Annotated in this window: 10 protein-coding genes and 1 tRNA gene; 4 read left to right on the top strand and 7 right to left on the bottom strand. The window is 58.7% G+C overall.

What is annotated here, in order from left to right:
* The first annotated feature begins 124 nt into the window (after positions 1 to 124).
* A complete protein-coding gene (locus BLR13_RS41360; protein ID WP_074822031.1) occupies positions 125 to 379 on the top strand; it encodes a hypothetical protein in 255 nt (84 codons plus the stop codon).
* The gene (locus BLR13_RS41355; protein ID WP_197679553.1) at positions 376 to 549 is read left to right on the top strand and encodes a hypothetical protein; all 174 of its coding nucleotides are present in this window, start codon (positions 376 to 378) and stop codon (positions 547 to 549) included. Before BLR13_RS41360 ends, BLR13_RS41355 begins: the two co-directional genes overlap by 4 nt.
* 114 nt (positions 550 to 663) lie before the next feature.
* Here BLR13_RS41355 and BLR13_RS16135 read toward each other — a convergent pair.
* The 4 genes from BLR13_RS16135 to BLR13_RS16120 all read right to left on the bottom strand — a co-directional run bounded on the left by BLR13_RS16135 (position 664) and on the right by BLR13_RS16120 (position 16,139).
* Positions 664 to 740 (bottom strand) — tRNA-Arg (locus tag BLR13_RS16135).
* Positions 741 to 1,206: 466 nt separating this feature from the next.
* Positions 1,207 to 6,372 (bottom strand): hypothetical protein, encoded by a 5,166-nt coding sequence (locus BLR13_RS16130; RefSeq protein ID WP_074822035.1) that lies wholly within the window; start codon positions 6,370 to 6,372, stop codon positions 1,207 to 1,209.
* On the bottom strand, positions 6,369 to 14,294 hold the full coding sequence (locus BLR13_RS16125) for a hypothetical protein (protein WP_074822037.1): 7,926 nt from the start codon (positions 14,292 to 14,294) through the stop codon (positions 6,369 to 6,371). The genes BLR13_RS16130 and BLR13_RS16125 overlap by 4 nt, the downstream gene beginning before the upstream one ends.
* Before the next feature lie 36 nt (positions 14,295 to 14,330).
* A complete protein-coding gene (locus BLR13_RS16120; RefSeq protein WP_157793704.1) occupies positions 14,331 to 16,139 on the bottom strand; it encodes an ABC transporter substrate-binding protein in 1,809 nt (602 codons plus the stop codon).
* A gap of 695 nt (positions 16,140 to 16,834) precedes the next feature.
* Between BLR13_RS16120 and BLR13_RS40195 the strand changes: the two genes are divergently transcribed.
* Positions 16,835 to 17,653, top strand: coding sequence for a hypothetical protein (locus tag BLR13_RS40195; RefSeq protein WP_143039721.1), 819 nt, complete (start codon positions 16,835 to 16,837; stop codon positions 17,651 to 17,653).
* Positions 17,654 to 17,880: 227 nt separating this feature from the next.
* On the opposite strand, the gene BLR13_RS16100 is transcribed toward BLR13_RS40195, so the two are convergent.
* On the bottom strand, positions 17,881 to 18,069 hold the full coding sequence (locus tag BLR13_RS16100) for an SMI1/KNR4 family protein (protein ID WP_074822054.1): 189 nt from the start codon (positions 18,067 to 18,069) through the stop codon (positions 17,881 to 17,883).
* A 122-nt stretch (positions 18,070 to 18,191) separates the two neighbouring features.
* On the opposite strand from BLR13_RS16100, the gene BLR13_RS16095 reads away from it, so the two are divergent.
* Positions 18,192 to 20,636 (top strand): hypothetical protein, encoded by a 2,445-nt coding sequence (locus tag BLR13_RS16095; RefSeq protein WP_143039722.1) that lies wholly within the window; start codon positions 18,192 to 18,194, stop codon positions 20,634 to 20,636.
* Between the two features lie 240 nt (positions 20,637 to 20,876).
* Here the strand turns inward: BLR13_RS16095 and BLR13_RS16090 are convergent, their stop codons facing one another.
* Positions 20,877 to 21,785 (bottom strand): polyprenyl synthetase family protein, encoded by a 909-nt coding sequence (locus tag BLR13_RS16090; protein WP_074822060.1) that lies wholly within the window; start codon positions 21,783 to 21,785, stop codon positions 20,877 to 20,879.
* Between the two features lie 72 nt (positions 21,786 to 21,857).
* On the bottom strand, positions 21,858 to 22,820 hold the full coding sequence (locus BLR13_RS16085; RefSeq protein ID WP_074822063.1) for a hypothetical protein: 963 nt from the start codon (positions 22,818 to 22,820) through the stop codon (positions 21,858 to 21,860).
* Positions 22,821 to 22,900: the final 80 nt, after the last annotated feature.

Raw genomic sequence — 22,900 nt, 5'->3', positions numbered from 1 at the left:
CGTGAACGGCGCATTACGAGCGACGTAAAGATCGTCGAGCTTCTGCCTCAAAGCCAGTTTCTCATTACGTCGGTGGCGGTCCCGTTTCACCGCGCAGAATAATTTGCACCCAGTGTGTAAGACAATGAGCAAGTTCTACTCCTTCCTGATCGAGCGGACGGTCAAAACCTCAGGCCACAATCATCCTAACGGCGTGGGCGTTCTAGCCGATGCACCTGTCGGCAGGCCCCCCAAGGACGAGGTCACGCCTCGCGACTCACGGCGCTGCGCGCCGAAACTAGCCGACGCCGAAGAGCGCCTCGGCAGGCTCAACGCTGCGATAGAAGGCGGAATCGTCGATCCCTCCGACGAGACCTCAAGGAACGCGTCGCCGCCATGAAGAATGAGCGCGGCATTGCGCAGGTTGCGTTCGACCGCGCCCTCGCTGAAACCCACCCCGAGGCGCGGATCACTCAGGAGAAGATCGCCAAATTCGTCGAGGACATGCGAACGAACGTCCTGACGGGTGAGACGCCATTCCGGCGAGCCTACATGACGGGCCGTGGTTGACCATGTCGAGGTCGATGACGAGGAAATCCGGATCATCGGCAGGCGGACCGTGCTTGAGCGCCTTTTCACGGGCGGCGGCGCGGTTCCGGCCGGAGTGCCAGTTTTGTTCGGAAGTGGCGCACCCGACACGATTCGAACGTGTGGCCTTCGCCTTCGGAGGGCGACGCTCTATCCAGCTGAGCTACGGGTGCTTACTGCTTACGTAGTGCTTACGCGGTTTGTGTGCAGGAATTTAGTCCCTACGCGCGCCGTCGCAAACCTTTGTAGTCCAATACTCTTTCTTCGTCACTTTGCGCACCAGCCGGCTTGACACGTGCCTTCGGAGGGCAACGCCAACCAACCCTGCTGCCCCCCGCCGAAGGGAAATTGAAGGGTTGGCCAGTATTTCGATGAGCCACGATGGACTCCATGAAAAGATCCGAGGCGAAACGCTAGTGTTCGGCCGTAGCTCAAATAGTGGGTTTTGGTCTAGGAAGGTCGAAAATGCTTTACCTTTCAACAGGGATTGACTGACACTCTCCGCCATTTGCACGATTTTGTGCGCCGAACTGCGATTGCGCGCGAGATTGCGCTCGTGACTTGCACCGACGCACCTATCGATATGCGAAAGTTTCCTGCCGCGCGAAGAGACCATACGGTTTGAATGCCATCTCCGCCTCAGGGCGGACTCCGCTTCACTGGAATTCGGGCAAGAAAGACCGGGCCGGTATCAGCTTTGCGGGTGTCTGCGGTAGGCTGCGCAAGGTCCAACTCACGGGTCTCCCGCACGACTACCGCGTGCGACCAGCCGTCATGGTCCGGAGGACCGTCTAGCGTAAACAGCGCGTTCCAATGATAGCTGCCGCCGTCAGACGCGAAGAAGATGCCTTTGGGCTGGGCTGTTCCGTTGGTCGCAGTCTGGTCCGACGACCAGTCGTCACAAACCGCCGGGTTTCCGTCGATATCCCTGACAATCTCCTCTTGCGGGATACCTTCGAGCATTCTGTGTCGAATGACTTCCACCACCATACGGGGCCGGACTCTGTTCTCTGCAGTCGGATCGGTGGAGGGCCCGTCAACGACAACAGTGAGTTCGAAGCGGCCCTTATCAATCGGGTGATATGTCACCGTAGCCTTGCGGCCGGGCAGCGGCTTGACCCATTGCTTTACCGGGGTCGAGACGCGGAGGCGGACCGGCTCCGATCCGTCAAAGGGTACGTCGTCTTCGCGCGCATGCGGTTGATAGCGCACGAGTCCCAATCGAACGCGCGGGAATGCCAGCGGGTCGGTCTTCAACGTCACGTGGAAATACCAGAGCTCCCGGATCGGATCGAAGCGCGGCCCGAAGGCCTGGAGCGCTACCGCCATGAATGCGACGGGCGTTTGCTCTGCCGTCGCGTTCTTGGGACTGCCGGCCTGATCCTGCTGCTTGGCGTCTGTTTGATCGCTGGCCGCCCAGGTCTGGTTCGATATCGGCACCGGCATGAACGCGCGCGGGATGCGCTCGCCCGCCGACGATAGCCGAGACGGATCAATCAAAGGTCCAGTCGGAAATTTGCTTTGAGGTACATCATCGCCGGCGAGGGGATCCGCACCCCATCGGGTCACGTAGGGGCCCCCGGGGCCTAAATCCTCGTCGTAGAATGCGGGTGCTTCGTCTGCCTTCTTGGGAAGTATCTCCTGTCCTTTCTCGTCGAGCGTCATTCCGCGCGCGAAGAGCCCGGGGGGCCACAGGACGAGAGCGATCTTTTCTCCGTCGCCCGAGCTGAAGAACGGGCGTGCGTGCCAGATGGTAAAGACGCACGATTGCTCGACGCCGACCGTGAAGGATCCATCCGTATTGGTGAGCATTTTGATCGGCTTGTGCGACAAGGCAACGCTGACATGATCGATGACAGGCGGCGCCGGCCTCGTCGTCGCCGGAAGCCAGATTTCCCGGGCGACACTTTCGGGAGCCGGATGATCGTGATCGGAGAGCAGCAGGCCGGAGTGCCGATTGATCGGGGTAACCTTGAGCTTCAGCCGCCTTGCACCGCTGCAATGAAGTGCAGCGGGCAGAGCGGCGCGCAGCGCCAGGCCAAATGGGTGTGCGTCGCCCCAGGCACCCGCCATGAGCTCCTGCAGGGAGTAATGACGAGGGCCGGATCGGCCGTCTTGCGGCAGCGGCAGGCCATCGAGTCTCAGCAGCGGGACCTGCTTTTCCGTAAATGTGACCGCGCCGCCGGAATTGACGAAAAAGCCAAACGGCTTCGCATTCTCCGCTTCCTTCTTCTTCGGATCCTTCGTCTCAATCGGTACGAAGTCGCCGCGAAGCCGCTGCTCCCTCGTGAGTCCCATCGCGGGGTTGTCGAGGCTGTCGTCGAAGGGAGCTGCGGAGAGCGCTTCAATCAAGAGCCCGCCGGTGCTGGCCGGATCGAAACAGATGTGGCCGCCGATCAGCGTACTCGTTGCGCCTTCCTGAGTGCTGCTCAATCCCCATTCCGAAATGGGCGTGTTGTTGAGGAAATCCGCGGGCGTCTGCGCCGCGACGCTAGTGGTCGGCTTCGATTGGGCCGGGTCAGTGGTCTTGGCGGCATCGGCGGCATCAGCGGTAGCGAATATGCGCCGCGTGATCGCGATGTCTGCACCCAGTTCCGGCTTGCTCAAAAGGCAGTCGTCGACGGCGTGCGTCAGCCGCATCGTGAGCGGGCTCGCCAAAACCGCATTTGGTTTCAGCAGCAGTTCGCGATAGACGAGGCCGGCAATCGTCTGCACCGTCTTTCGAGGTGGCGTCGTCAGTCCGCCGGCGCCGAGGCAGGCCTTTGTCGCCTCTTCTTCATTGTGCTTCAGGTCGGCCGGCAAATCCTTGTTCAGTTGTTTCTTGAGGATACCGATGCAAGCCGCGTGCGGGTCAGTCTTCCGCGTGGTCTCGGCAATCAATAGAAGTCCGGCGGACTCGATCGCGTCGAACCATTCGGTCAGCTGCGCGACGGTCGGCGCGCACCACGCCTGCAGGGCCAGGACTTCGCCCGGTGCGAGGCTGATTTCGACGAGATGGACCTTGACGGCATTGCCTTTGGCCTTTTCGGAGAGCTTTCCGTCTGGCGCCAACCATCGTGGCCCCTTCGAATCGATCCGCGGCTTGCGCGCGGCATGGTCGTCCGGATAGGCCGGCACCGCTTTCACTTCGAGATGAATCGGCACGACATTCGGCCATGGGGAAAGCTCGCCGACGGATTTGTCCGGCCAAGTGCGCGCGCCGACCGGTATGGCCACCGGATCCTCGATGAACGGTGCGCTTTCAAGCCCGGCCTCGGCCGGGAGTTTGAGGCCGAATACCATGACGCTGGCGGCGGGATCCGGATAGTAGACGTATCGGCTTTTCGATGAGATTTCGCCGATATGTGCGCGGTTGGGCTTCTGGTCGTCAGTCTTGTCCTGTGCGCCCATCAGCGACAGGCCGCTCAACCCCTGTTTGGGGACGGTGACGTTGTTTCCGGTGTTCCGCAACACGTCGTGAAGCATGGCAAATTGGAGTGGAATGGGTGGCGGCACAATGAGCCTGCGTGTCGACGCGACCAGACGGCCCTTCTCCCTTGTCGTGCGGACGTACATGTCGGGGCTGAGTTGGGGCGGGACTAATTTCGTCAGAGTTGGCACGTCGGTTTCGAGCAATACCGCCATCGGTGCATTGATGCGTTCGTGGCGCAGGAAGCGACGCCCCTTCAGCTTGCCGGAAGATCCCTTGATCGGTGGCAAGGATACCGCGGGTACGCGCTTGCTTATTCTGGCGACGTCATCGGGCGTCAAGCTTCCGCCACCTTCGAACACCGGCGCCAATGCGGTGTAGTAGGACCAGCCGAAGCGCAGTGTCGGGCTCAGCACAGACATGTCGTGCTTCTGACGATGGCTGGGCGAACGGAAGTGTCTCGTGATGTCGAGTTCCTCGATCACGGGCATGGTCTTTTTCGTAATCGCCTTGCGTGTCTTCTGATCGAATTCCGGCGGTGCCACGCCGGCAGGATCGCTTCCCCACAATGCGACGGTACTATCCTCGATGATCTTGATCGCCGCCTTCGCGACCGGATCGTCGGGAGGTTTGCGGGCCTCGGAAGCCATGGGGTCGACGACTTGCTGTCTGGCGGACATCGCCATCGCGCCGTCGAGCTGGACCCGGCGGATTCCATCTGCCTTCAGGTGACGGCGCGAAAGTTCCGCTTCAACCCACTTCGGGTCGATCCCTTTTCCGGGCGTGGGGTCGCAGAACTCAATGACGCGATAGTCGGGGCTCCGCCACAACACCTCGCCTTCCCTGACCTCGATGCCGACCATCAGGCGATCGCCGATCTTCAGGGCATTGGCGTCTTCGATGATGTCGTGCGACGGGCATTTTGTTGGTTTTTCATCCGCTGCCCCGTCCTTGGCTTCGATGACCCGCAGCCCGCCGTTGTGCAGGACTGGCTGACTGCGCTCGACCGGTGCCAGCGCCGAACCTTTCTCTTTGCTGGCTTTCTGGGCAGCCATATTGTTGATGCTGCTCTCACTGGCGAGAGCAGGATCGATCGTGATGATGTCGTAGACGGGATTGTTGTCGTCGTCGCGCCGGGCGAGGTTCCGCAGGCCGTGAGTAATGGGCGCCTTGCCCATATCTCCGCAAACTTCTTCCCATGACGCTGGACAGAAGATCGAGCGGTTCGGTTCGAAACGCGCCAGCGTCCAGCTCCCATCGGCGTCGACGGGAGCCAGGGCCACGAAGGGCGTCGCATCGCTGCCGCTTAGCTTCGACAACGCGTCGATCATATCCCTCTTCTTGACTTTCAGGTCGAAGGCGAAGCCGAACAGGCGTTGGAGCGTGGGCAGGCTGAGCAGGGCACCCAGTCGGCGCTGAGCCGTCGCCAGATTATCATCAGGCGATGCGCAATAGACCGCGGCGTGGCCGTCGGGCGTGGTGAGGTGATGCGCGGCGTGTACACATTCCATCGTGCCTGCCGCCGGGAGATCGCCGGCGAGTATCGTTCTGGCCATTGTGCGCGCGTCGGGCCAGATCGGCTGCGGAGTTTCTCCGGCCAGCAAGGCAGCTGTTCGCTTCCGGTAGGGCGCCAGCCAGAATTCCTCATGTTCCGGAGAAGCCAGGTCCGGGGTGGGGATAGCGAAATCGGGCGATGCACTGGCAAGCCGCGTCGGCCGCTCTTCCTGATACCACGGCCTCGCAAGACTGAGCTGGGCGGCAGAATTGACCCGCATCGCCAGCGGCGAATCCGGGCTCGCGATTGCTTCCAATAAGGCGCGCCCCCTTTGCAGGGTAAACATGAGAGAGGCCGGCCCATGCGGTGTCGGTAGATAGGCGCTGCATTTGTTCTCAGGTGGTGGACAAGCGAGGGTCGTAGTCAGCAATTTCCAGAATTCAGAGCCCGCTCCGTCCGGGTTCATCATGCGCCGCCAAAGCCGATCGATGCGTGCTTGGTCTACGTCGACGGCATGGGCGGGCTTGGCTTCCGCTTGCAAGTGAGCGAGCTTGGCCTCCTGGTTTGCCAGCGTGCGGATCTCTTTTTCGGCCTCCTCCTTCACCGTCGGCAGATTCGACGGAAGCGGAATCATGCGCAAAGGGATTGATTCGCCGGTAAGATCTTTTTTGGACAGAACCTCCGATGGCCACGCGCTGATATCGACTGGTTTGGCGCCGGCGCCAACCCAGGGACGCAGCAGCATGCAGAAGCGTGCTTGTTCACCGTCGAACCCGTCCGCGACGACGCGGCTCGACAGCGATACGTATTCCTTGATGGGGCCTTCGTCTTTTCCAACATCGCCCTCATCGGATGGCGGCGTGGGATAGTGACCGGGCTTCGGTGGAACGATATGTGTCATTTGACGGCTTCTGGGAGGAAAGCAGGATCGAACTGGGCTTCGAAGGCGGACCAGGTTTCTTCCGGGCTCAGACTGGTCGTCACCAGGATGGCGGCTTGCGGCTCAGGGAAGCAACTGGGCGTGAAGTTGCCGAGGGCCGCGACCTGCACGCCGGATCCCTGCAGGAAAGCGGCCTCTTTGCCGCCGCCGCCGAAGCCGGCCTGCATCGAGCGCGCCACGCGAATGGTGTAACTGATCTTGATGTAACGCCCGATGGAGAACGTGAAGGTCAGCGCGGCTTCGCCGGAAACCGAACTGTCGCCGGCGCGCTTGTATAACCGCAAGGTGAAGGCCGCGCTGATTCCAAAGCATGCGATGTGCGCGGTAAAGCCGGCGGAGAAAAGCGCTGCGAAGGTGCAGCCCAACTCGTCCTTTCGGACATAGGCGCCGGTCGTGACATAAGCCGTGCCTTGCAGCGGTCCGTAGCCGATCGACGCGATGCCACCGAACTGGAAGCTGGCCTCGAACGCCTCGATGCCCTGCGGGCTTGCCTCGATCGCCATGAAGCCCGAGCCGCCGTAAATCCCGACCGAGATCATGAACGGATTATCGAGCGAGCCGAGAGCGGCGCGAACGCGGGCGCTGCCGCTCGTAAACGGGAGCACGATGGCTCCCGCGAAATTGATGTTGGTAAAGGTTGCGCCGAGCGTGATGACCGGAATCGCGATCCGGTAGCCGGCCTCGATCGACGGGTTGTTGATATGCACGATCGTGTAGGGGCCGTTGCCGTCGCCGTCTCCGCCGAAGGTGAGAGACTTGGAAAGATCGGCGAGGAAACTCAGCTTGTCGCCGAACTTGATGTCCTCGGCGCCCAGCGGGGCGGTGATCTTGGCTTGACCGTCGTTCGGTCCCTTGGCGTAGGTGACTCCCTGCCTGAACGAGAAAGTCATGATCGAGAGGATATCGAGTTCGAACTGCGTGACGTGACCGCCGACTTCCGTTGTGGGGGAGGTCGGGTCCAGCAGGTTGATCGTTGCCTTGCCGTTGAGCGTGAGCTTAGGCTCGGAACCGGTCGGACGAAACGTTCCGATGCCGACCGAGGTCTCCTTGAGCGGCAAGGACAGGCTGCTTTTCAGCGTTTTGGTCGTCGGCAATGCATCGGCCAGCGCAGCGGCGATCTTCTGGCGCAGATCTTCGACGTCGAGCACCTTGGTGATACTGGACCGAACGCCGACACGCGCGAAGTACTCGATATGCTTCAGAATTCGCTGTGGTGCGGACTTGCCTTCCTGCCAGAGGTCCAGGACATACTTCAGATCATCTGCGGTCCTCTTATTGTCACGGATATCATCGGCTTCGGTCTTCAGCGCATCGTTAGTTTCGTCGGGGCAAGCGCCGCCGGCGTTGTTCGGGACCAAAAGAAGAAATTTATCCCAACTCTCCGTGCAGGCGTCCTCGACACTGGTCGGGGGGCCGAACAGCTTCGCGATGAGCTTGAATACTCCGGTCGACGGGTTTTGCTCCGATCCAAGCCGTTCGCGGACATTCCTGTAGGCTTGGTTACGCTGGCTGAGAATGGCGTCATAGACGGTGCTAATTTGCTTCAGGACGTTCTCAGCGGCTTCATCCAGATTCGGTTTGAACTTTGTGAGCAGGTAGGCCATGGCCGGACGCGCCAATTTATCCAGCAGATCGGCTTCTGCCTTGGACACGACCTCCGCAGCGGCATCCTTGACGGTGGTGACAACGCCACCGACAGTGATGGCAACGCCCTCCTTGGCGAGTTTTTGGATCGCTGCTAGATCGGGGGATTGACCGGATGCGATAACGGTAAGCTGGCGATCGAGCTCTTTCTGAACGGTACCCAGCGTATCGGCAGCTTTACTCCGTGCCTGCAAAGCGCCGTTAAGTATTGCCTTCATCTCGGGGAACGGGAGCGCGGCGATCAGTTTGTCGATTTCGTCGGTTGCGTCTTTCCATGGTGCCGCTCCGGCGGTGGTCACGTCTCGAAGCGCGGCCGCCTCCGTATCCGTCATTGCCGATCGCAAGAACTGGATCATCTGGGTCTGGACGTCCTGCCAGATCGGCAGGAGAGCAGGTGCCCTGGGCGGGAGTACGGGGGGAGAATGGAGTGTTGGAAGGAAGGCAGCGAAGTCGAGCCAGATGTTCAGGAGATCCTGACGTTCCTTGTTCAGTGCCGCCAGCATTTGAATGGACGCGATATCGAAGCGCCTGCACATAAGAGGCAAGAGATTGGTAGGCAAGCTGCCAGTCGCACGTCTGGCCAAGGTCGTAGTTTTTGCGATGGCCGAATCGAGCCTACCCGCGCCTGCCTGGAGGAGCGCGACCCATTCATCGAGGTAGTCCTTCATCTGCTGGACGACTCCAGCGAGGTCTCCTGGATTCGCGGGTAACCTGCCCTTTATGTCGTTGATGGCGACGATCAGCCGTCTGATCTTGACGCTGGCATTGGGTACCGAAGTATCTACAAACGCCGTTGGCAGCTTGCGTAGACTCTCGATCCCTTGGTCGCACGCGGCGTTAGTCAAGCCGATCAGGTCGTTTATCTGTTTCTGAACAGCATAAGCTTTATCGATTGCGCCGGCGGCCCACTTCAGAGCTTCCGAAAGCCTTGCCGCGTCGAAGGCGTTGCCGAGGTTCTGCTGCGCCAGGGTAGTCAGGCTCTCGGCGAGTTCGTAAAGAGGGCCCTCGCGAAGCCCGATAATTCCGTTCGGTAGCGGGCTTACGCGGCGCGCGATTTCGTCGAGCGGTTTTGGACTCCTCCAGACGGCAGGATCTGCAACGGCGGTTTTGAGGTTGTCGGAAAGTTTTTGAAGGTCACTTGCAGTCGCTCTTGCATCCAGAATCGTAACGAGCGCTCCCGGAAGATTTGCTGCTGCCTTTGCGACGAGTTCCGCGAGCTGCTTCTGGATCTCGTTCCATGGCGCAAATTCCAGGAAGCGTTTGGCGATGTCCGCTTGCGACGAGATGAGGTAGTAGCGAAGCCGGTCCGCGAACTGGCTGATCGGCGTTCGCGCAATGGTTTCGAGCTCACGGACGACGCGTTGTCCCGAAGCCCAGATCGGAGTTGCTGCATTGATTTGCGCCGCCATATCGCTTTTATCGATGCTGGCAAGGCTTTGCAGACCCAGTTGGAAATTCTGCAATGCGCAACTAAAGTCCGGGAACAGGACGTCGCCAGCGTTTTCCTTGAGCTGGGCGATCAGTGCATCGATCGGCTGCTTAAGCTGTGCCGCAAGGTTCGCCAGCGCCTCGCCGGTAAAGCTGGTGATTTCCTCGAGCTGTGGAATGTGCGCGCCAAGTTCACCGGTGATGGCGGCGATGAAGTCGCTCAGCCTGATCAGCCCGAACAGCTTGGCGTCGTCGCCGAAGTGTCCGATCGCCAGCTCCTTGTTGTCGTACTTCCGGGGTGCCGCAATTGGAGAACACGTGGACGCCGGCGGAGGCAGTACCTGTGCCGAAACAAACTGCGCTGTCGCCGCAGCCGATGCCGCGGGAGCTCCCGGAGCTTGTGGTTGTACGGGCTCAACCGCTTGGACGGTCTTCTTGTCCGGAACTATGCTGCAGTCCTTGAAATCGGGGAGCGGCGGCCCGGCGATCCCGAAGCGTCGGTTCAACCCGCAGATGAACTTGGCCGGGCGAGCGACGGCTCCGCCCTGATCGCCGTGGGCGCCCATATCCAGCTTCGGTGGCGGGTCGTTGGTCACCCGCAGGAAGGTTTCGGGGTCGGCTATCCCGCACGACTCCGGCGGATTGAACCCGTTGGTGACGTAGTTCCTCTCATAGGCGACCTGCAGGACCGGCGCTGTCGATCCCGTCAGGCCCTGGATCTGCTGCGGCCGCACCTGCGCGCCGGCCATGCGGGGATAGAAGGGGGGTTGTTCAGCAGCGACCAACTCGGAGTTGAAAGCGAATTCGCTGTCGCCCTTCACCGCCTCCAGCAATTGCCAGTCGGTGACGAAGGTACATTGTCCCTTGTTCTGCTCATCAGCATAAGTGCGCAAGGCGCCATTGTGCTGGACCTTGTTCCATTCTTTGGGCTTGTCCGAGTCCCAGGTCTTGTTCTTCTCGGGATCGTCGGGCTTTTGCTGCCCGTTCGATTCCGGCTTTTGCTGCTGCTCCTTCTTCTTTTTTTCCTGATAGGCGACCTCTTCTCCCCTGTAGTATTTCGCAAGTGCCTTCATCGTCGCCGGATCGCTGGCGGCGCGATGGTCTGCGAAGATCAACGGCATCGAAACCGGCGTGGGTTGCCCGTCGATGCGCATGCGGAATCTGACGGTGCCCCTCGTCCCGACCTCGGTGCGCGGCCAGAAAACAATGCCCGCAAGCTGGCCGACCAGTGGACCGGGACTGGGATTTTCCTGCGGGTCCCTGCGGTCGACCCACCCCCGGATACGCCCGTGCGGCGCTGCCTTGGCAGGCATTTCGACGATCTCGTTTAATTTTTTCAGGCGATTTTCGGCTGTATCTTCTGGCGTCCCGGCCAAAGGCATTGGATCGTTCAATGGCTTGTCGTCGGACGAATCGACCAGGTCCGGGGTGCGCAAGGTCAGCAAGGTGATGTCGCGGGGCTGGAAATCGCGGGCTTCGAACGATTGAGCCACGGCCGGGTATTGATGGGACGCCCGCGTCACCTCGATATAGATACGCGTTGCCTGTTCGACGGAGTATCCGAGAGAGGGTTTGTCGGGATCGATGGGCCGCAGCCGGGGTTCGGTGACCTTGATCAGCGAGGCCTTGTGGCCCAGCGGGAAGAGGTAGCCGCGGCGCACCACGGTCGTGATCACGTCGGATCCGTCGCTGATCAGCGAACGCCAGCGTTGCAGGCTGAAGCTCTTGAAGTAGCCCGGGTCGCTCTTGTTTTTGGTCCTGGCTGACGTCACCAGCGGAAAAGTGGTGTCGAGGTCCAGCATCGCGCCGGTGGCGCCGAGCGCCAGCCGCCGCACCTGCAATGGGACCGGCATGTAGATCGCGTAAGGAGACTTCGGGTCGGGATCAGCGTCAGTGATATACTTCTTGCCGTCCTCGCTCGGCGGCTCGGTCTGGCTGCTGACTTCCTTGTCCTTCGATGCGATGACCGGCAGCCCGTACATTGACGTCAACGCGACCAGTTCCGCCTGATCTTGCGGACTCATCGCCGTGCGATAGTGCGTGCCGTTCGGCGCCTTCCATTTCTCCAGCAGTTCCAAATCGCCATCTTTCGGGGCGTTCGAAAACGTATCCCGCGCGAACGCGTCGAAATGCTGTGACCAGACTGCGCGAAGCGATGATTTCTTTTGCCGTTCGAGAAGGAGCGCCTGCCAGACGGGCGTTGGTGGAGTAGCTGAACCGCCCATGCGGGGTGGCAGCTTTTTTGGGGTTATCCAGAGTGCGTCCTGCGCGGGAGACAGGATCAAGCCTGTTGGAATCTCCAGCGCGGTATCGAAATCACCCGGCTTCTGCATTGTGCCAACAATTTCGCTAACGCGTTCGGCACCAGTCTTGTCCCAGGTCTTGATACCTTGGTCTGCGAGGATCTTTGCGGGACTTGATTCTTCGATCAATTCTTTTGGTTTGCTATACAATCGGCGGGCGCGCTGCACGACCCGGAGTTCGAAGCTCTCCCACGCAGTCAGCTCAGTGACGGTCAATCCGATCGGACCGTTATTCATGACGAAAGCGAGACGCGAGGGCGCCGAAATCCAGGCCTCGACCGGCCGGCGAAAACCTTCGGGGACTTTGTCGATCGTTTGGCCGTCGCGGAGCGTATCGGATTGTGCGGTTTTGAACTCGGCGAGGCGTCCGATCAACGCTTCCTGCATCTTCTTTTCACGCTGCGTGTCGGGGGCTTCTGACAGCGTAAAGCCAGCTTTTTGGTAAATAGATTTGAGTTCTTTGTCCGTGAAAGGCCAGTCCGGGAACAACAGCCAATTGTGCGACGCCGCCTTGTCCTGATTGGGATCAAACTTCTGAAAGACCCTGAAATCATCGGAGCGCGTCGTGGCTTCCTGCCATAACGCTTTGAGGTGGTCTCTGGGAACTGGGGGGACTGGACCAGGTGGGCTCTTCCAGTCCTTCTTGATCCAATCGGACACTTCCGCGCGGTTCATCGGGAAGTCGGGCCGTACAAGAATTTCGGCGGCGTCCTCGAAATCCTTTTTTTCGAACTTCTGAGGGTCTGTCTTTGCGATAAGGTCGTTGAGTCGCTTCGATCGTAGCTCTTCGACGTAAAGGCGCGCGGTTCGCCTCGCCGTGACACTGAAAAGCCCGGCAGGACCGATCCAGAGCCCCAGTGTATCTCCGTACTGCGCGTCCCACGCCTTCGCAAACGATGCGAAGGGGAAAAAGATATCCTTCGGATCAGGCGGATTGGTCGGTGGCGGGTCTCCAAGAAAGTCGCGGCTTTCGGCAGCTATCTTTTCGCCCTGGATCTTTTTGCGCAGACACTGGGAGTCGGTATCCGGGTTCGGCTCGCTCGTGCCGCTCAAATTGCATTTGGGATCGTACGGCTTAATGCCGCCGGCCTCGAGCCGTTGTAATTTTCTCAACTGCGCCGGAGAAATCTCCTCGCCGGCATCCGGCGGTGGCCGGTCCTGGCGGAGGAACGTCCTCTCCATGATGTGTTGCGGCGGAAATTCGGCAAGCAGGACCGCCTCGTCCGGCTTGCTCTCCGGATCGATGTCCCCGCAACTCAACGGAATGAGCTGGATCTTCTTGCCGAGCGACAGGTCGATGTTGTGAAACTGGAAAGTCAGACAGAACAGATCCAGCCCGCGCCACAACCGCAGTTTGGCGCAGTCTGGGAGCGGGATCCGCAGCGGGGAGTCAGGCGCGGCATAGGCGAAGACCGGCGTCGGACGGACAAAGGGCGGCGTCTTGGCCACTGGCGGCGGCGTGTTGGCCAACTGGAGAGGGACCTCACCCAGATCGAACCGCGTGCGATCGACATTTTCCAATGCAAGCGACGTCGATACCAGGCGGGTATGAACGCAAAAATGCTTCAGCTTGCCGTCGCGTGTGGTGATTTCGATCGGGCGCGCGCAGGGCTGCTGGGTGCCATCTGGCGCCACCCTGGCCTCGAACGAAGTCTTCGGCGTATTGAGCCGCCAGATGTCGTCCGTCGGCGTGACCGTCCAGTTCTGGTCGCCGGACACCAGGACGCGGGATATCGATTGGCAGGGAATGCGTGTCGTCTCGCAGCGTGGACTGTGGAGCAGGAGTTCGACAAACGCTTCCAGCGCATCCCGACCAGGTCCGAAGCTGGCCTTGGCGTGCCTGGCCGCCCGCAACTGCAATTGCAGATGTTTGTCCTTGGCCACATCGATGAGTACGGATGGCTTGTCGTGGATGAGCTGAACGCTCGTCGACTTGGGAAGCGGTGCGAGCAGCAGCTGCTGTCCGGAAAGCTTCTTCTCGAAAGCGGAAAACTCCTGACCGGAGCCGGCTATGAGTTCCGTCCGTTGGGAGCCGACCTCGAACTGCAGGACCGCGCTCCTGGCACAGACGATCCGGCCGCCGCTGAGATGTTTGACGAGTGCGGCAAGTTGCCGCGAGTCCAGCTTGCTCTCGAAAGTGATCGGGCAAGGAGATGTCGGCACCGCAACTGTCGCGGTGATTTCGGGCAAGTTCGCGAACCGCCAGGTCGCGTCGACCTTCCATTCGCCGCCGGACTGCACGATGACGAACTCGACGCTACGGACCTCGGGCCCGGTCGTTCCGACGATCATGAGCTTTTTGGCGGTTTGGCGAGCCTGTATCTCCCCGGGCATCACAACGGCCGGGTCCAGGTGGAAGATGTCGCTGTTGCGCCATCTCAGCTTGTATCGGGTGCCGTCTCTCTCGAAGTACGGCCCGGCCGGGGGCTCCTGCGCGTAGGCCGACGTACTCGCCAGCACCGTGGCGCTTGTGCCTTCCAGGAATTCTCGGCGCGTAACCTTGTTCATGTCGAACTCGTGAACCAGCGCAATTGGGTCGGGTGCTTACGTCGGCTTTGGGGGACTGTATCGGGTCAGATTGTCGAGAGCGCCGAGCAGCGGAAGGGAGCCTTTGACGCCTTTCACGAACGCAGTCTCTTCGAGCAGGAATACATATGGGCCGGAATCGAACAGGTCGTTTTGGATTTCCTGATAGATATTCAATTGCTTTGCTGGATCTGGCTCCTTCGCCGCATAGGCGACCGCGTCCATGAAATTTCCATCCACCCAGTGGCAATGCCAGGCCAGCGTATGCGGCCCATCGAAAGTATTGGAATTCTCCAGGTCGGAATTGGAGCACAGGGCCTGTGCGTTGCTATGCGGGTGCAGGTAGTCGGAACTGAGCGAGACGAGCGCCAGATCGAATTCACGCTTCTCCAGCCGCTCCTGGAAGATTCGGCCAGACGAGGCCGGGTCGAGCGCGAGTTTGACCCCGACCTTCGAGAGTTGCGATGCTAGTCCATTGGCTACTGTCGAGCGGCCCGCACCGGCCAAGTAATCTAGCTTGAGGCTGCATTTCTGGCTCTCAAGTGTTTTGCGGTCCGCCTCGTCATCAGGGTCTCTCGGGGCTTTGACGTCGAAGCCGCCGATCGCGGATGGGAAAAACCGGGACTGCGCGTCCCAGCGTTGCGTCATGAGCGACTGCTTCAACAAGTCATTGTCAATAGTCCGACGCATCGCCTTGCGAACCTCCGGCTTGTCGAGCGGCGTCTTCGTGACATTCATGCAGAGCAAGAGCAGGTTCGCCCTGCTCCGCTTGACTTGCTCGATGGCCGGGCCGGTCGACCGTGTCGTCTGCTTGGCATCCTTCGAGACCTGCACCGCAGGGCCCTCGACCGGAGGCTCCGCAGCCAAGTTCCAGGCCACCTGAATTTCACCGGACCGCAGAAGACGCTGCTGCTCCCGTGGGTCGGCAATATCGCGCACGATCAGCGGGAGGCGGTTGGACTTGTCGTAGCCCGGATGGCAAAAATTTCTTCTCAGGACCACCTCTTCGGTGCGCTCGGCATTTCTGATCAAAAAAGGGCCGGAGCCGGCGCTGTTGAACCTCAGCCACGCTTCGCCTGAGTCGAAAGGAGCAGGCAACTGACAGGCATCTGGAGGGCCAAGACCGGGGGAGTATCCTAGCTCGAGCGGGGCGTAGCGGCATGTGGTCGCAGCCATCGCCGCGTCAACGACAGCCGGGGCGGTCGGAGAGTAGCGATGCTTGACGAGCTCGCTGTCAAGGATGCTGCAGCACGCCGATGTCAGGCAATGCAGGACGATCTGTTTCTCGATGGTTTCCGGTAGTTTGATTGTCAGGACCTGACCATCATCAGCCCGGATGCACCGGTCGGCATTGATCGGTGTAAGCCCGAGCTGCGCGAGCGGATGGGAGGGGCTGCTGTTCACCCGTAGCGCGCGCTGGAGGCTGAAGGCCGCGTCGGCCGCCTTGATCGGGTTTTTGGAAGCAAATTGCCGGTTGGCTTTGATCGTGAAGGTCCAGAGCGAGCCGTTGGGCTCTGCCCATTCAGCGAGGCCGGGGAGCGGCTTTCCGTCCTTCAGGGCGATCAGCGTCTCGTACAGATTGCCGATGATTTCTGCGGCCGAAGCGGAGACATTGAGATGAGGGTCGAAACCCGACAGGTCGCTGGTTTGCTTTCCAATGACTATTTGCTTTGCAGCGCTTTGTTTGGCATCGACAGGCTCGGTACCTCCGCGCTTCGCGTCGCGCTTGTTGCCGTCGCGAGCAAAGGCGCTTCGACCAACCGGACTTACCGCCAATCCGCCGACCCCAAGCGCGCGCAATAAATCCCGGCGATGAAAGAACGCCACTAAAAAAATCCCTAGCAAAGGGAGGCTACGGTTCGCAGTCGCGCCAAACGGCGCGACTTGTCGGCCGGTAGTCGACCGCCCCCCAACCAATTACGCATAGTAGCTTTGAAAAAGTACAGCTAGAATGCGAATACTCGCTAAGGCTGTCAAGGGCGTTGAGCTAACGCGCGCAATTTAGTGGGAGCGGACCGGCGCGCGCGGACCGGCACGTCCCATTCCGTGCTCGTTGAAGAGGTCGAAGCCATGTTGCCGGCTAGCTATGCCAATGAGCCGCTTGGCTCGGACGGGAAAGCAAACCCCGAACGCCAGGACATCATCGTATCCGGCCCCCGGTTCGCAGCCTCTGGTGAGGCTGCCGCAATCTCCGTCGGAAATAGCCGTCACGTCCACTGTGCCCACCAATCCTGTAGAGATCGAACCAGCCAAGCCGAAGCCGATCAAGACGAAATTGCTCAGGGAAAAGCTGGCGAAAAAGCTGCCCGCAAGAAATTCCCGAAGTCTGTCCCAGCCGCAACACGGCCGGCGCCGAGCCCTGTCACGAGTGATGAATCATATCAATAGTTAAAAGCTTTAGCGAAAGGGAAATCCAATGAAACGGTTTGGATTTGCATTATTGTCCATCATGCTGATGGCTTCATTCGCCTGCGCCAAGGCGGGAGGGTAGGATGCGAGTCTGCACGTGGAATGACAACGCGATGCCTGCCGCCATTCAAAATCGCGAGAATAGATCGCGCGGCGGTGCCGATCGATGTATCAGAGAGTTCTGGCGGAAGTGGCGCAATGACAATGCATGCGCCGGTATTGCGAATAGATTCGTTCGCTCAATAGCTGATTTCGCGCTGTTTGCGACTCTTGTGAGTGTCGCGCTTGTAATGTTTAGCCCTATTGCCCTTGCTGCCGATCAGCTCCAAGTCTACATTCGCGCGTTCATACCGAAAAATCATTCGTCCGTCCGCCCGCTCCCGAACAGCGGAGGCGGCACGATGGTCCAACCGCCCGGTTCTTCAATCGTGGGCTGTTTTCCGACGGATCAACGAACTTTCTCAACGGAGATACGCGCATCAAGCCGTGTTGCATCGATAGCCACAGTCGATCCGGCTTTACCAGGGGGCTTAATCAAGCAAGAACATCCTTCTAACGAATCCAATGCCGTTGATTGTGGCGACGGCAGTATTATCAACCGCGAGAAAACAGACACATCTGATCAGAAATTTACGTTTGTTCCTGCGGGCACGTCGAAGATAGCGCAGTTGAAGATTCACGCCTCAGGTCATAATCCTAATTTTCAATGGGCGCCGGCGATCGACATAGATGGTATCTTCTTCATTGATCTCGGTGCCAACACGATTCGATTTGAGGGCTCTGTTGATCAATATCCTGCTTATGAAGCCTACGTCACTTACAACGGCAATGTGGCAGTTCCGATCCTGCAGATCATGCCCGATTACGGCAAGACGGCATTGGATCTCGCATTCACGAAAAGCGTAAAAACGAACGCGGTCAAATATAAATGATAAGTCTCGACGACTAACCGCGACTAGGTTCAAGCCTCGAGCGGCTCCCAAGGACAGAGCGAAGGGGGGCGCTCGTCGTCTTGAAAGGCGAAGAAGTCCTTCTCGTCCACGGTCTGCCGGGCCAAGGCCCGCACCACAATGGGTGATAACGTTCCCCGCTCGACAGTTGCGATCGCAGCAGCCCGACGCTCCTCAGAGGTTTCGTATTCGGCCTCCGCGACCAAGCCTCAAATGAAGGTCTCGAAGTCCGGCGCAACGACCGCGATGCTGTAGTCATCCTCCTGGTCTACGTGCACGACCTGCCGTTCGCCCCGCTTTCCGCAGGTCCGGTAGTTCAGCACAATCAGTTCGTGGCCCCCGGCCGGCGTGCTGGCGATGCCGACGCCAATCGGCGGGAAGCCCCATTCCTCGATCATGGACTTGGCGCCTAGTTACCAGGCAAGACTAACCGCAGCACCACCCACGTGGGACAGTCGCTGTTTGCAGCAGCCGCATCTTGAGCTATTGATTGTGCCGTCAAAGGTGAAAGTGCCCAATCATGCCATCTTTGTTCGTCAATAGCTTTATCAAGCTTGCTCTCCTAGACTTTCGCAAATGCAGACGCACGATAATTTTGGTCTGTGTGGCAATTTGCTTAGGCGGAGCCGCCGTCTCGCCTGTCGGGGCGACCGAACTTCTGCCGTCCTCTATCTTTCGCCTTTTCGAACGATCGGCGCACGAGTTTGAGCGACTCTTTGATCCTCTTCACTTGGCATCCTTCAGGCAAACACCACATCTTTTGCGCTCGCACTACCGCGTGCCGAAACGGCCCCACCGAGCCACGCCAAGCAACAAACCAGTTCCTGTGATCGTGCAGACGGACCAGCCTTCTGCAGCGCTATCCGCCGAGATTGCCGCCTCGTTAGAGGTCTTAGACGATACGCTCAAACAATCCGGCTGCGATTTGACGCTGGCGCTCGACGGAGACGTCCGAGCCGCGCCGACGACTTGGCCCTCCATTTTCAGCACCTCGGTGGGCTCCGACGGCAAGCCAATTCAAACGTCGACGGCGCTTCCAACCACCCGGACCGAGCCCGCTTCGATCCAGGCCCAATTCCACGTCACGCCGATTCTACTCGGGCACCTCGGCAGTGCTCCGTCGGATGCGGCATTGACCTGTGAGGGCCAGTTCACCTTGGCCCCTAATTCCAGTGATGTCGCCGAGTGCACCACTCGGCGCTCGGAAGCCGCGTCATTGCAGGTCACCAGCGACGCGAAGCAAACGGCTGCATTGATGCTCAGAGGGTTGCGCCATCTTGCTGGCCTCAGCCCAGCCTCCGGCAACATCTTGCAGCATTCGCAGTGTATAGCCATTAAATCGTGGCTGCTCGCCCACGCTGGCGCTCATGCCGCGATTGCAGGAAATCTCGCGAAACAAGACGCGCTGCTTGCTGAATGGCGCAAGCGGGCATTTCGGTGTGGTCCAACCGGTTACCCTACAAAGGAATGGGACAACAAGGCTGTGAGTACCGAGACCGGTAGCAACTGCAATGATGGGGATATGCTTCTTTTTAGTGGGCTGCTGTGTTCCGTCGGCGAAGAATCGGGTTGTGACGAAGTTCGCCTTTCGCAAAACCGCAAAACTTGGCAGTGGTGGCGCTCACCAAATGTTCTCGCGCGCAACATGGATACGGTGACGGAACCTAATCTCAACTCCGATCAAGCGCTCGGGGCGATGCTCTACGCCTTGAGGAAAGGGGATGGGCTGCAGTTTAGGCGATGGACCAATTGGATCGCTAGCAGAGGACCATGCACAGCCCTTATCTGCCTTGGATCACGCCTGAGTATTCCGCGCTATTGCTCGCTAGGCGGGGAAGACGGGGGCAACTGTATCTTTAAGTTTGTAGACTGCCCGCTGCTTACCCTAGTTGGCGGAGAGCTTGGCGAACAGCTTTCGACCGCGACCGTTTGCAACTTGGCGCAGTGGTTGGGGATCCCGAACGTGCTACAACCCGATCCTCGCGGCGCGTTATCCCAGTATCGAGCCGCCTACAATCTGGTGGGTGATCTAGAGAACAAGGTCACTGATCTCTACAAGCAGCTCAAGTTCAACCCACCACCGCTGCCTCCGTTACCGCTGAACCCGGATGTACTTGATGCGGCATTCAAGCCGCTCGCCGACGAGTTCGCTACAGCGCGGAACGATCTTGAGGAGTTGATCAAGTTACCTGATCTTGGCGGTCTTGCCGTCGCCTACGGCACCGCCGAGGCGGCGGTCGTCGCCAACGCCAACGTCGCCGGGCTGGACCTAAAAAAAGGTAAACCGGGCCATGAGGGGAAAGACGCTTCAGGGAGACATCTGGCCGGTGTTGCGCTTCTGATCTTGAAAGAGTTTCGCCTCGACGATCCTTTGCTCAAAAGCGCTGGTGCAAAGCTGCTTGATGCTGAGCCAGCCAATCCATTCTTCGAGTATTTGGCGCACGGTGCGAACGATCGCATGATCAATCTGATTGTCGATCAGTGCCCGGCTCTGGATTTCGACCTCCCGAACAAGGTGCCGCGCTTTCAATGGGCATGGGAAAGAGACGACAGCCGTGATGCCGGCCGCCAATCCATGTTCTGGGACTGCGTCTTCATCATGGACCTTTATCGCGGACGGCTGCAACACATTACGCTGAGCGATATTGGCCAAAACCTTCTCCCAAAGGTCGATGATATCAAGAAAATCTTGGAGGATGACACCAAGCAGGCTCTCGATCTGCAGGGCCAAATCAACAATCAGAAAGCCTTGGCAGACGCTCTAGTGAACGACCTCCAAAATCAGCTCAACTACCTTAAGAGCATTCTCGAAAACGTGGCGAAGGGCGCCATTCCCCAGTATGATCCGGCCACTGGCAAAGTCACCTTAAATCCTCCTCCGGGCACGCCCGGCCCGCCGGTATCGATAGATATTCATAACGGCAACATAAATGCGGGGCCGATCTGTATCGGCTTTCATTGTTGACGCTCACATTGCTAGAAAGCTATCCGAGTGAACTCGTCACCTTGACCTGCACATTCCGCGACTTTCAACGTGGGGCCACAAGGTCATTGGCTTGACGCGTTCGGACAAGGCGGCCGAGTGGACCCGCCCTGCGGCGGCCTTGAAATTCGGCGTACGGTGCGATTCTCTGCTTTCGGCAAATGTCCCGAGGACCGCGCGGTCATAGCCCTCCCCTTGTCGGATATTCACAGGAAATTTTCTTTATTTGGATCGGTCAACGAGGGCCTCCAAGAACTCGATCAAGAAGTCGGCTCCTTCGCCGGGAAGCCTCGCGCGAATCTTCATCGCTAGTACGCCTTTCCGTCTTTGAATTTCATCACGAGCGTCGTTTGGGTTAGCAAAGAAACTCATGAATGTAAGTTTTTGAGCGCGATCCTTACCAACCGGCTTCCCCGTCTGATTAGAATCGCCGATCGCCTCCAACAAGTCATCGGCTGCTTGAAAGAGAATTCCCATTTCGCTCCCAATATTGATGAGATCCATAAGCGTTTCTTCGCCGTGATCTTGAGCTCCAAGGCCGGATACGCATGACAACCCAAATAACGCGCCCGTCTTCCCAGAAAAAACAAACTCTAGGGAATCTTGAGTCCTTTTTGAGAGAGGCCAATTGGCTGACTCGATATCCGCTTCCTGTCCGGCATGCAGCTTGTGCAAGATTTCTCGAAGCAGGAACGCCGGTATTCTAAGTTTCTCCTGAAGGAGACTAGTCGCTTCTATAAGTAGGACGTTAGCAGCGAGCAGACTCAGATTTAGGCCAAACTTGATGTGCGTTGTCGGCTCGCCACGTCTGATTTCATCTCCGTCTTGGATGTCATCAATGATTAGGGTGTAGGTGTGAATGAGTTCGATAGCTGCGGCACAGTCGATCACGTCTTCAAGCGGCGTGCCACAACACCGCGCAGTCAAAAGCGTCAATGCCGGTCGAATTCTCTTGCCGCCATCTCCAGCGAAGGTCGCATATCGAATGATGGATGGTATCTGCTCTGCCGCTGCCCATGTTGGAAGCCGTGCAATTGCAGTCGATAGTGCTGAATCAATTATTGGTTTCGCGTCGCGCAAAAACTCAAGGGGTGTTTTGGCTTGGCGAAGTCCGTCTAGGTCGAGATTCATGCATTCCCTGCGACTGATCGGTCTCATCCAGATCTACTCAAACCCATAGATCGATATTCGTGCGCCGATGCCTCAAGGCCACCGAAGGTGCAGTCCGGGAACTTCTTTGCCCAACGCTGCTCCGTTCACCTCAAGGGTCTTAATGTATGCGGCGAGCCTCGGGCGATTCTGCTCAAACTCTTCCCACGAAAAGCTAAGGCAAGCCTCCGAGCGAATTTTGCCTAGGTCGGCTTCGTCGGGGGGTGAACTTTCGAAGAATTTCTTTATCAGTGGATCAGCACTCTTATCTCTCTTGGAGGTGCCGGTTGGAATGTGCTTCTCGCCAAAAAACAAGAATCCGAATACGGGTGGGACTGAGAGATTTGTGCTGCGAATCAAGGCCGTGCCGATGCCTGCGATGAAGGGCCGTTTCGAATGCGGGCGGTTGACTATGAAGAATATGGTCTCGGTCTTTCTGACGTCGTTCTTCGCTATATCATTCAGAACGACGTACAGGTGTGGCCCCGTCGTAAAGAGATTCCCATTCCAGATGCCGCGCGTCGATACCATCCGAATGTCCATCGAACGCGCATCGGGTGTAGTCGGATAGATGTACGCAGCAGTGCTTCGAACCTCGGATGCAATTTCGCCTGCTCGGTCGATTGGTGAGACGTAATAGAATGACCATCCGCCGGCCATGTTTGAGGCTAGGTCGCCGATGACCTCTCCTTGAAGTCCGTGTGGGACGTTATTCCGAAAGATCGCCGGAAGTTCGTATTGGGCCGCCAACCCCGGAGGGATGTCGGATAGATCCAGCCCAAGTTTTCGGGCTTCGATTAGCTTTTGAAGCGCTTCGTGTAAGTCATCCATCTCTTGGGGCGGCAGGTGCCAGCCACGCAAGATCGCGCTGATCTTGCCGCCGTCAATAACTCCGCTCCCGTGTTTGTTGATTTCGCTAGCTAGTTCTTTAGCGGATAACTTCTTCTTTTTTTTCTTGAGCGCATCCGTCAAATACACCAAGGCAAACGTTATAGATTTCGCCTTTTCAAAACTCACAATTTAGCCCCCCGAGACAATTGCCGACATCGTGCCTCGCAAGCGGCGGTTGCGCTAGAAAATTCGTTTCAAAATTCAGC

Origin of the sequence: Bradyrhizobium ottawaense, assembly GCF_900099825.1 — a bacterium.
GTDB classification, from domain to species: domain Bacteria; phylum Pseudomonadota; class Alphaproteobacteria; order Rhizobiales; family Xanthobacteraceae; genus Bradyrhizobium; species Bradyrhizobium ottawaense_A.
The sequence above is the reverse complement of the archived record's forward strand: the minus strand, read 5'-3'. Positions and strand labels throughout refer to the sequence as shown.

Bases quoted from the DNA above. Each gene is read 5' to 3' on its own strand.
- BLR13_RS41360 (WP_074822031.1), top strand. From the start codon at position 125: ATGAGCAAGTTCTACTCCTTCCTGATCGAGCGGACGGTCAAAACCTCA.
- BLR13_RS41355 (WP_197679553.1), top strand. From the start codon at position 376: ATGAAGAATGAGCGCGGCATTGCGCAGGTTGCGTTCGACCGCGCCCTC.
- BLR13_RS16130 (WP_074822035.1), bottom strand. From the start codon at position 6,372: ATGACACATATCGTTCCACCGAAGCCCGGTCACTATCCCACGCCGCCA.
- BLR13_RS16125 (WP_074822037.1), bottom strand. From the start codon at position 14,294: ATGAACAAGGTTACGCGCCGAGAATTCCTGGAAGGCACAAGCGCCACG.
- BLR13_RS40195 (WP_143039721.1), top strand. From the start codon at position 16,835: ATGCCTGCCGCCATTCAAAATCGCGAGAATAGATCGCGCGGCGGTGCC.
- BLR13_RS16100 (WP_074822054.1), bottom strand. From the start codon at position 18,069: ATGATCGAGGAATGGGGCTTCCCGCCGATTGGCGTCGGCATCGCCAGC.
- BLR13_RS16095 (WP_143039722.1), top strand. From the start codon at position 18,192: ATGCCATCTTTGTTCGTCAATAGCTTTATCAAGCTTGCTCTCCTAGAC.
- BLR13_RS16090 (WP_074822060.1), bottom strand. From the start codon at position 21,785: ATGAATCTCGACCTAGACGGACTTCGCCAAGCCAAAACACCCCTTGAG.